This is a genomic window from Paracoccus laeviglucosivorans, from assembly GCF_900182695.1.
GTDB lineage: Bacteria > Pseudomonadota > Alphaproteobacteria > Rhodobacterales > Rhodobacteraceae > Paracoccus > Paracoccus laeviglucosivorans.
Window position 1 is genome coordinate 1 of the sequence record NZ_FXTK01000047.1, and the last position, 10,054, is coordinate 10,054.

The following is a 10,054-nucleotide window of genomic DNA, read 5'->3' on the forward strand; positions in this document are numbered from 1 at the left end:
GGGCCATGCAGGATCGGCACGCCGGGCGCCAGTTCGGCCCCGATCTCCAGCGCCTCAAGCCCCAGCGCCGACACGACCGCCCCCGAGGTTTCGCCCCCCGCCACCACCAGCCGCCCGATGCCCTGCCGGGTCAGGCGCTGCGCCACCTCTCCGAACAGGGCGTCCAGCTTGGCCGCCACGTTTTCCCGCCCGTGTCGGGCCTGCGCGGCGCTGACGGCTTCGGGCGTTCCCGAGGAATAGGCCAGGGGCGTCGCGTCGCCATGATCCAGCACGAAGCCCACGATCTGATCGGCGCCCATCCGGCCCTGCATCACGGCGTCCACGTCGATCTCCAGCCCCGGATGGGTTTGCAGATGCGTGCCGATCTGCGCGCGCGTCATGCCCGAGCAGCTTCCGGCAAGGATCGCGGCTGGGCGGGTATTGGCGGCGTGATGCGCGGCGGTTGTGCCGGCGGCGGCAAAGTTCTGCGCCAGACCGATCGCGATGCCCGAGCCGCCGGTCAGCAGTGGTGCGCCGGCCAAGGCCCGGCCGATCTGCATCAGGTCGTCGTCCTCGGTCGCATCGACGATGGCCAGCGTGGCATCGGTCGCGGCCAGCGCGCTGCGGATCGCGTCGGCCCCCTGACGCACTGTCGCCGTATCGACCAACCCCACCGGACCTGTCACCTGACGGGCCAGCCAGCGGCGAATGTCGGGATCGGTCATCGGCGTCAGGGGGTGATTTTCCATGCCGCTTTCCGACAGCAGCCGGTCGCGGACGAACAGATGCCCCTGATAGATGGTGCGGCCCATGGCCGGAAATGCGGGGCAGACCACCACGCCGCGAACGCCCAGCCGTTCGGCCAAAGCCTGCGCGACGGGGCCGATATTGCCATCGGGCGTGGAATCGAAGGTCGAGCAGTATTTGAACACGACCTGCTGACAGCCCTGTTCCAGCAGCCAGTCCAGCGCAGCAAGCGACTGCGCCACGGCCTCCTGCGAAGGGATGGACCGGCTTTTCAGCGACACCACGCCCGCCTGAACTCCGGCATCGGCAGGACGCTGCGGGATACCCAGATATTGCACGGTGCGCAACGCGGGACTGACACCGTGCCCCTTGGCCAGCGTATTCGCGATGTCGCTGGCACCCGTGAAATCATCGGCAATGACCCCGATCAGCATGTCGTTCCTTTCAATGGCGTGGCGCATGGCCATTTCAAACAGCGACGGGCATATCGCACAACAGGCTTTTCAGCTTGGCGATGGCCGCGGGCGGGCTGGCATAGGTGGGTGTCGCATTGACAGCGCGCACCGATGCCAATGCAGTCGAGGTCGAGAAATGCGCCAGCGTGATCGCATCAAAGCCCGTCAAACCCTTGGCGACCTGGCTTACCAACCGGTCATGTGTGGCAATGTCGCCCGCCCGCGCGGCCTCGATTGCGCCGGGGGCAAGAATGCTGGTCAGCGTGGCGTTTGATCCGGTGCGCGCCACCTCATCGCGGAATTCCTGCTCCATGGAGGCAGCCGCAGGCGGGAAGGTATAGATCATGGCGATGCGATCGCCCGCCTGCATCGCGGCCTGAAACATCGCCTCGTTTGGTTTCAGCACGGGAATGGCAATCTGCGCGGCGGCATGGTCGATGGCCGAACCAAAGGCCGAGCAGGTGAACAGCACCGCCTGCGCCCCGGTGCTGACGCCATATTGCGCCAACGCCAGGATACGGTCTGAAAGCGCTTTCGTGATCTCACCCGCCTGGGCGCGGTCGGGCGACAGGCTGTAATCCATGATGTCGATGGCGTCGGCATCCGGCCAATCGCGTGCGAAGGCGGCATGGATCGGGCCGACGGCGATCGGCGTGGCGTGGATCAGCGCAATGCGAGGTTTCATCTGAATATCCTTGAAACATGCCAGACGCGCAGCCGGGGAGGAGGCTGCGCGTCCCGCCCCTTGTCACGCTGCCTGAACCGGGAAAACCCAGACATCCTGCGGTGCAATATCCGCATAGACCCGCGTCGAGGGCAGCCTTTGCCCGCCATGCGCTTTCAGCGTGAAATCGCCACGACGCAGGCGGTATTCCCAGCGGTCGCCCAGATACAGGCTGTCATCCAGATCCATCTCGATCCGGTTCGTGCCGGGTTCGTTGGCGACCCGGATCTGTTCGACGCGGATCACCGCCTGCGCATCTGCGCCCGGCACCAGCCCGCTGGGATCGCGGACAGCGCCGTTCAGCTGCCAGCCATCGCCGCCGATCACCGCCTGATCGCCATGCACCGACAGAACCTTTCCACGCGCGATATTGTTCGCGCCAAGGAAATCCGCCGCATAGAAGCTGGTCGGATTGGTATAGATGTCGTGGGGCGTGCCGTCCTGGACGATGCGACCGTTCTGCAAAAGCAGGATGTGGTCTGCGGCGGCCAATGCCTCGGTCTGGTCATGGGTGACAAGGATCGCACAGATTTCCAGCTCAAGGATCAGCTTGCGGATCCAGTAGCGGGCCTCTTCACGCAGCTTGGCATCAAGGTTCGACAGCGGCTCGTCCAGCAAAAGCACGCGGGGTTCATAGACCAGCGCCCGGCAGATCGCGACGCGCTGCTGCTGACCACCCGACAACTGGCTGGGATAGCGGTCGCCCAGATGACCAAGGCCCAGACGGTCAAGGATGCTCTGGATCCGCCTGTCCATATCGGCCTTGTTCACGCCGCGCAGTTTCAAGCCGTAGCCGACGTTTTCCTTGACGGTGCGGTGCGGCCACAGCGCATAGGACTGGAACACCAGCCCGATATTGCGCTGCTCGGGCGGCAATTGGATGCCTTTCTGGCTGTCCAGCGCGATCTTGTCGCCGATCTTGATATAGCCGATCTCGGGTTGTTCCAGCCCTGCGATGCAGCGCAAAAGCGTGGTCTTGCCCGAGCCCGACGCCCCCAGCAGCGCGACGATAGAGCCACGCTCGCCTTTCAGGGACGCGCCTTTCAGGATTTGCAACCCGCCCAGCCATTTCTGGACATTTTCGACAATCAGTTCAGTCATGGATTTTTGCTCCCAGACGAAGGGCAAGGGTCAGACCGGCAGCGGTCATGATGATCGAGAGAAAGGCCAGCGCGGCAATCGTGTCCATGGCGCCGGTTTGAAGCAGGGTCACCATCAGCGATCCCATGACCTCGGTGCCTGCCCCCATCAGATAGACGCCGGTGGCATATTCACGCAGAAAGATGATCATGATCAGCGCCCATGCACCGGCAAGGCCCGGTCGCACGATGGGGATCACGACGTCGCGCCAGCCGCGCATCACGGTCGCGCCGGTCGTGCGGGCGGATTCCTCAAGCTCGGGGGAGACCTGCATCAGCGTCGCCTGCAACAGCCGCAGACCATAGGACAGGCCGACAACCATATAGGCGATGAACAGCGCGATCAGCGTGGGCCGCAGCGGTGTCAGGAAGGGCACGAACAGGAACACCCAGAAGAAGGCCAGACCGATGACCAGACCCGGCAGCGCACGCGGCAGCAGGACGATATAATCCAGCAAGGTATTGCTGGCCCCGGTGTTGCGATGCCCGGCAAGACCGATCAGCAGATACAGGAAGACCGCAGCCGCACCGCCGATAACGCTTAGCAGCAGGGTGTTGACGATACCGCGGCTAAGACTTGGCACGTCCAGCATACGGTCGAAATTGGCCAGCGTCAGATGGTCCCACAGGCTGATGCCCTGACCCCATGCGCTGACGAATGCCCGAACCGTGATCCCGCCGATAGGCAGCACGACCGAAACGATCAGCCAGATCCCGATGATCGCCAGCGCGATGATCTGGCCCTGGCGACCCAGCTTCAACGGCGTGGCACGTGCGCCTTTCCCCCCCAGCGCGGCATAGCGGCGGCTGTTGCGCAGCAGGCGGCGCTGGAAAAACACCAAAGGCAGCGTGACAAGGATCAGCACCACGGCGACCACGGCCATCAGTTGATAGGTGGGCACGCCGAACAGCGTCGTCAGCTTGTAGATATAGGTCGTCAGCACCAGAATGCCGTTCGGATCGCCCAGCACCAGCGGGATGCCAAAGGTTTCGAACCCCAGCAGAAGGTTCAGCGCAGCAGCAAAGATCAGCGCGGGCAGCACCATGGGCAACGTCACATCGCGCGACACCTGCCAGATACTTGCGCCGGAGGTCCGCGCCGCTTCCTCAAGATCCGAGGGCAGGTTGCGCATCGCCGCCGACACATACAGATAGACGTGCGGGACATGGCTTAGCCCCGCGATGACGATGATGCCGGGTAGCGTGTAAAGGTTCCACGGCACGAAACCGAACACATCGCGCACCCAGATCGACACGAAGCCCGACGGCCCGACCGAAACGGTATAGCCGAATGCCAGCACGATGGACGAAATGAACATCGGCACCAGCACGAGGATTTCCAGCATCCGTTTGAAACGAATGTCCGTGCGTGTCAGCAGAAACGCCAGCATTCCGCCCAGGGGCACGGCGATGAAGACCATGCCCACGGCAAACAGTGCGGTCGTCCGCAATGCTTTCCAGAACATGGGATCGGTCAGCACATAGCTATAGGCGCTGAGGCTAAGCTGCGAACGGGGGCTGAAGAACGGGCCGTCCAGAAAGCTTTGATAGATGATCAGGCAAACGGGCGTCAGCACGGCAATGGCAAGCAGCCCGATTGTCAGCCGGCGGTAAAGGCGCGCATCCTCGCGATAGCGCAGCTTAGGCGGCACATCGGTCAGCGCGACCTTCTCGACGCGCTTTGCGCCGATGGAATTGGCGATCATGGGAACTCCTCCTGTCGGGGGTGGTGCCGCAACGCCGGGCTGCGGCACCGGGATGGATCACTTGCCCAAGGCAGCGTTCCATTCGCGGAAGAACTCCACGCGTTTCTGCGGCGCCATATAGGTCAGCAGATCGTCGCTGATCGCGATGGGTTTCAGGCTGCCGCCGACTTCGGCGTTCAGCGCGTCAAAGCCCAGACCTTCGGTGACGTCGTTGCGGACCGATGGCAGCCCACCCTTGGCCAGTGCGTTCTGGCCTTCTTGCGACAGCATGAAGTCGATGAACAGCTTGCCCGCCTCGGGGTGGGGCGCGCCTTCGGTCAAAAGCGCAAGACGCGAGAATGCGGCGGTGTAATCCGTGCCGAAGGCCACGCCCAGATTGGGGCTGCCCTTGACCCAGTCCATTGCATAGGAACCGATGATGTTGATCGCCATCACGTTTTCGCCCGACACCACCGTTTCGCGCATCGAGCCCGAGCTGGAATAGGTCCGCACCCCGTCCTTGCCCATCGCCTTGGCCAGATCCCAGAAACTGTCGGTGGCCTGCGCATCATTGGTGTGATGCAGAAAGCCCGTGCCGCTTTTCTCGGGGTCGAAGGTCGCGACCTTGCCTTTCAGCGTGTCGGCATTGTCGTTCAGATAGGCGATCAGTTCCGGGCGGGTCTTGGGGAAATCCTCGGGCTTGATCGCGCCGGTATTGTAGATGACGCCGATCGGTTCGACCGTGGTGGCATAGATCTGGTCTTTGTAAACGGCCCATTCAGGCAGATGCGCCGCTTCGGGCGACGCATAGGTCTGCGCGTAACCATCGGCGGCCAGCACGACCTGCAGGTCCATAGCCGAACTCCAGACGACATCCGCACCCATCTGGCGCGCCGCTGCTTCTGAAATCGCACGGTTATAGGCGCCATTGGTGCCAAGGTCGTTATATTCAACCGCAATGCCGTATTTCTTGGTGAATGCGTCCAGCAAACCTTGCGACTGGGCCATGTCGGTCGAGGTATAGATGACGACCTTACCCTCGGCCTTGCCGCTTTCGATCACTTTGGCATAATCGGCGGGATAGCCTGCGGGCACATCCTGCGCCCATGCGCTACCAGCAAGCAGCGCCATGGTGCCAAGCGCCGCGAAACCGCGTCTCGTAATAGTCATTCTCTCCTCCCTGATATGTTTTTACCGACCGGTCCGGCATGTCGCCGCGATTGACGGGTATTTCTGGACGGCGCGCCGCAGCTCCCTCCGCGGCGCGCCGTGTCAGCTCAGGCGGCCGACGATGCGGCGGCGGTCTTTTGGATTTCCTGTGCAACCAGCGTGCCGAAGGCGTCGGTGTTGACCTTGCCACCCAGATCGCGCGTGCGGTTTTCAGGTCGCTCCAACACCGCATCGACGGCGCGTTCGATCTCTGCTCCGGCGGCGATCAGCGCATCGTCGCCTTTACGTTCGCCCAGCCATGTCAGCATCATTCCGACCGACAGGATCAGCGAGGTCGGGTTGGCGATGTTCTGGTTCTCGATATCCGGCGCTGAGCCATGCTGTGCCTGCGCGCAAACCAGCCCGGTTTCGGTATTGGCGTTGATCGAACCGGCCAGACCAAGGCTGCCCGACAATTCCGAGGCAAGGTCGGACAGGATGTCAGAATAGAAGTTGGTCGAAACGATCACGTCATAGCGCGACGGATCGCGCACCAGATGCGCCGCCATGGCGTCGATGATGACATCGTTCAGCTCGACCTCGGGGAATTCCTGATGGACCTTGCGCACCCAATCCAGAAAGAAGCCGTCGGTGATGATGAAATTGTTCGCCTTGTGAACGGCGGTCACTTTCTTGCCACGACGCATCGCCAGCTCAAATGCCGCGCGGGCAATGCGCTCGCAGGCTTTGCCGGTCAGCTTGCGGACGGACAGCGCCACGTCCTCGGTCGGCATGAATTCACCGAGACCTTTGAACATGTTGCGGTCGGGGTAAAAGCCTTCGGTCGCCTCGCGCATGATGACCAGATCCATCTTCTTGCCGGGCAGGAAGGGACGGGTGCGGGCGGGACGGACATTCGCATAAAGGTCCAGGCGGACGCGGAACCCGCCCGAGACGTTGATGCCACCCTTGTCGCGGGCCGGGTAATCCATGTGCGATTGCGGCCCAAGGATGATGCCATCATAGGTCTTTGACTTTTCGATTACCTCATCGCGCAGCGTGGTGCCGTATTTTTCAAGGCTGGGGAAACCCACATCCTCATAGTCGCTTTCGATGCCCAGTCCGAAGCGGGTGTTGGCCGCCTCAAGAACCTCCATCGTCGCCTTGGTGATTTCGGGTCCGATGCCGTCACACGGCAACACGAGGAAACGCATTCTCTTCTCCCTTCTGCTGCCCTTCCGAATCAATGGGCTTAACTGAATTTGGATTTTTGCATCATTAAAAGCAAATTGTTTTTTGGTTTTACATCTGCCAAAATGCACCCATGCCGATATGGAAAGCCAGATGAACGACCAGATACACGAATCGCTAACCGGTCTTAGAACCCCATTGGTGCTAAGTGTTGCAGGTCGAATTCGTGACCTGATGACCAGCCGCGATGTGGCAATAGGTGACAAGCTGGTGACGCAATCGTTGGCGGATCATTTTGGCGTCTCGCGCTCGCCGGTCCGCGAAGCGCTGATGCTCTTGGCTGAACAAGGGCTGCTGGAGCAAATTCCTAATCGGGGCTTTTTTGCCAAGGCCTTGCCTGAAACCACCGGAGATCCGTTAGAGCCATTGGTGCGTGAGGCAGGCAGCGCCTATTACCGGCTGGCCGATGACTGGATTGCGGATCGCATCCCGTCCGATGTCACCGAGCAGATGCTGCGCGACCGCTATGATCTGACCAAGGCGCAGGTAAGTGAGCTTCTGGTCCGTGCCACCCGAGAAGGCTGGGCAGAACCCAAGCAGGGCTATGGTTGGAAGTTGCTGCCCGTGGCAAAGACCCCCGAGGCTTTCGAACAGATCTATCGTTTTCGCATGATCGTGGAGCCTGCGGGACTGCTTGAGCCCAGCTTTCGGCTTGACCGCACGGTGCTGGGCGATCTGCGCCGCACACAAGAGCGTATGCTTGAAGGGGATATAGAACGTCTTCCAGCCGAACGGCTTTTGGAAAATGGTGCCGTTTTCCACGAGGAATTGCTGCGCCTGTCGGGTAATCCCTTTATGCACATGTCGCTGGTTCGCGTGAACAGGATGCGGCGATTGATGGAATATCAAGCCAATCTGGATCGCAACCGCCTGACGGTGCAATGCACGGATCATCTTGCGATCCTGGACATGCTTGACCGCAACGAGTTGCTGGAGGCGTCCTATCTGATGCGCAAACATCTGTCGGGCGCTTTGGCGCGAAAAATGCCGACCGTGGTGGCTGACGATTAACTTTGGCTTTTTCTTATAAATAAAACAAACCTGAATCCTGTGTTGTGGGATCGGGCAGGGGGCTGCCATGAACTTTTCCAGCACGATTCGTATTGATGGTCGTGAAATGAAGTTCATCGATCTGCCAGCATTCGCTGGCGATGATCTGGTCCGGCTTCCGCATATCCACCGGCTTTTGCCTGAGAATGTTCTGCGCACCTCGGCGGACGATGCCATGACATCGCGCGACTGGGCAGCCAAGGGCGCGGCCTGGGACGCGGGCGGTGCTGGCCACCAGCTTCGAACGCATCCACCGCGCGAACCTGATCGGCATGGGCGTTGTGCCGATCCGCTTGCCCCAAGGCGTCACGCCCCAGACGTTGGCACTCCACGCAGAAGATAAAATTGAGATCGACCTTCGAGGTTTGACGCCACGGGGCACCGTAGAGGTTTTCATTACGCGCGCGAATGGACGGCAGAGCTCTTATCTTGCTGCTCTTGCCATCGAGACCAGCCTTGAAGTTACGACCCTGGCAAAAGGCGGTCTCATCCCTCTTATTCTGCAAAGCTCATTGGAACTCATTCGGGTATCGCAATGAGAATCTTGCCTCTACTCCAGGTTGGTAACCACTCGCCGAGATCGTTGCGTTGCGCATGAATGCCACGTCATCTGCCGGCCGCTGTAGAAGGGATGTCGAAGAACTGCTTGTCGATCAGCTGCATCAGGCCGAGGTTGTGTTCCCCGTCTCACCTGCCGGTTCGCGATAGAACGACGAGCGTGAGATTGTCGAGCCGGGCGTCACTGCGCACCGATCGACAAAGCCGGCCTCGCTGGGGCGGCTTTCAGCAGCACGCCATTTGCGACGGCTCCGAGCGCCGCGAGGTCGTCCGGCGCGAATGCGCGGTGCCTGAAGTGGCGTCGCGGCGTTTGACATGGGAACACAAAAGCAAGCTGTCGGATCACACGCGGAAACGCGCTGCGCCCGTTGTTTCCTCGATGGTATGCAGTTGCATATTTAACACATGATGCTTTTGAAAACGCAAGAAATTAACAGAAATACTAAGGTTTCGGGCTGCGGCTTGGTTGACACCCCCGCCCACCACCGACATAGCGACTGAAGTTCCCGCCACACGACACAGCAAGCAAGCACGCCAGCAATTGTTACGGCCTGTCTTTCAAAAGGAATGCTTGCTCATGTTGTCTGAAAATCGCCCCCAATCGCGACATGCCCGTCTGGGCGGCCTGCTTTTGTGTTCGGCGCTGGTGGCGCCTTCGCTGGCCAATGCGCAGGACGCCGAGACCGCCACCCCGACCGTGGCGCTGGATACCGTTGTCATCACCGCATCGGGCTTTGAACAAAGTGTCCGGGATACGCCCGCAAGCGTGTCCGTCATCACCTCGGAAGACCTTGAAAAGGGCAGCTTCACCAGCCTGTCGGACGCACTGCGCGAAGTGACCGGCGTCGTCACCACCGGCGTCGCGAATGAGGAAGACATCTTCATCCGCGGTCTTCCGGGGCAATACACGCTGATCCTTGTGGACGGCAAACGCCAAAGCACGCGCGAATCCCGCACCAATGGCAATGCGGGCTATGAGCAAAGCTTTATCCCCCCGGTTTCCGCGATCGAACGGATCGAGGTGGTGCGTGGTCCGATGTCTTCGCTTTACGGGTCGGACGCGATGGGCGGCGTGATCAACATCATCACCAAGCCCGTGGCAGATGAATGGAGCGGCTCGGTCACTGCCGAAGGCACGTTCCAGGGCGAAGAAGGCTTCGAAAACAGCCAGCAGCTTTCCTTCTATGCAGAGGTGGTCGCAAGATTTCGGACCAGAGGCTAAGCTTTAGCGCCTGAGGAAGAACCAATCTGAAATGACGAAACGCAAGCGCTATTCTGCAGAGTTCAAGGCGAAGGTGGCTCTTGAGGCCATCCGCG

General features: G+C 60.9%; 10 protein-coding genes. 3 read left to right on the forward strand and 7 right to left on the reverse strand.

The features are described from left to right. From otnK to FN835_RS20470, 6 genes are all read right to left on the reverse strand, one after another. A partial coding sequence (otnK, locus tag FN835_RS20445) for a 3-oxo-tetronate kinase (RefSeq protein ID WP_142665085.1) occupies nucleotides 1–1,160 on the reverse strand: 1,160 nt, incomplete at its 3' end. A gap of 34 nt (nucleotides 1,161–1,194) precedes the next feature. After that, nucleotides 1,195–1,866: an aspartate/glutamate racemase family protein gene (locus tag FN835_RS20450; RefSeq protein ID WP_221930503.1), complete on the reverse strand. Its 672-nt coding sequence runs from the start codon at nucleotides 1,864–1,866 to the stop codon at nucleotides 1,195–1,197. A 63-nt stretch (nucleotides 1,867–1,929) separates the two neighbouring features. Continuing rightward, nucleotides 1,930–3,006 (reverse strand): ABC transporter ATP-binding protein, encoded by a 1,077-nt coding sequence (locus FN835_RS20455; protein WP_142665087.1) that lies wholly within the window; start codon nucleotides 3,004–3,006, stop codon nucleotides 1,930–1,932. Then, on the reverse strand, nucleotides 2,999–4,750 hold the full coding sequence (locus tag FN835_RS20460; RefSeq protein WP_142665088.1) for an ABC transporter permease: 1,752 nt from the start codon (nucleotides 4,748–4,750) through the stop codon (nucleotides 2,999–3,001). Before FN835_RS20460 ends, FN835_RS20455 begins: the two co-directional genes overlap by 8 nt. 57 nt (nucleotides 4,751–4,807) lie before the next feature. Next, nucleotides 4,808–5,899, reverse strand: a complete 1,092-nt coding sequence (locus FN835_RS20465; protein ID WP_142665089.1) for an ABC transporter substrate-binding protein — start codon at nucleotides 5,897–5,899, stop codon at nucleotides 4,808–4,810. Nucleotides 5,900–6,006: 107 nt separating this feature from the next. Next, nucleotides 6,007–7,092 carry an isocitrate/isopropylmalate dehydrogenase family protein gene (locus FN835_RS20470; protein WP_142665090.1) on the reverse strand — a complete coding sequence of 362 codons (1,086 nt, stop codon included), beginning with the start codon at nucleotides 7,090–7,092 and terminating at the stop codon, nucleotides 6,007–6,009. A 130-nt stretch (nucleotides 7,093–7,222) separates the two neighbouring features. Between FN835_RS20470 and FN835_RS20475 the strand changes: the two genes are divergently transcribed. Further along, the gene (locus tag FN835_RS20475; RefSeq protein WP_142665091.1) at nucleotides 7,223–8,140 is read left to right on the forward strand and encodes a GntR family transcriptional regulator; all 918 of its coding nucleotides are present in this window, start codon (nucleotides 7,223–7,225) and stop codon (nucleotides 8,138–8,140) included. Nucleotides 8,141–8,153: 13 nt separating this feature from the next. Here FN835_RS20475 and FN835_RS21500 read toward each other — a convergent pair whose 3' ends face one another. After that, nucleotides 8,154–8,429: a hypothetical protein gene (locus tag FN835_RS21500; RefSeq protein ID WP_221930505.1), complete on the reverse strand. Its 276-nt coding sequence runs from the start codon at nucleotides 8,427–8,429 to the stop codon at nucleotides 8,154–8,156. Here FN835_RS21500 and FN835_RS21505 point away from each other — a divergent pair. Then, a complete protein-coding gene (locus tag FN835_RS21505; RefSeq protein ID WP_221930506.1) occupies nucleotides 8,404–8,718 on the forward strand; it encodes a hypothetical protein in 315 nt (104 codons plus the stop codon). The two genes, FN835_RS21500 and FN835_RS21505, sit on opposite strands and share 26 nt — an antisense overlap. Nucleotides 8,719–9,314: 596 nt before the next feature. Next, entirely contained in the window at nucleotides 9,315–9,959 is a 645-nt protein-coding gene (locus FN835_RS20485) for a TonB-dependent receptor plug domain-containing protein (protein ID WP_281285427.1), read from the forward strand. The last annotated feature ends 95 nt before the right edge of the window (nucleotides 9,960–10,054 follow it).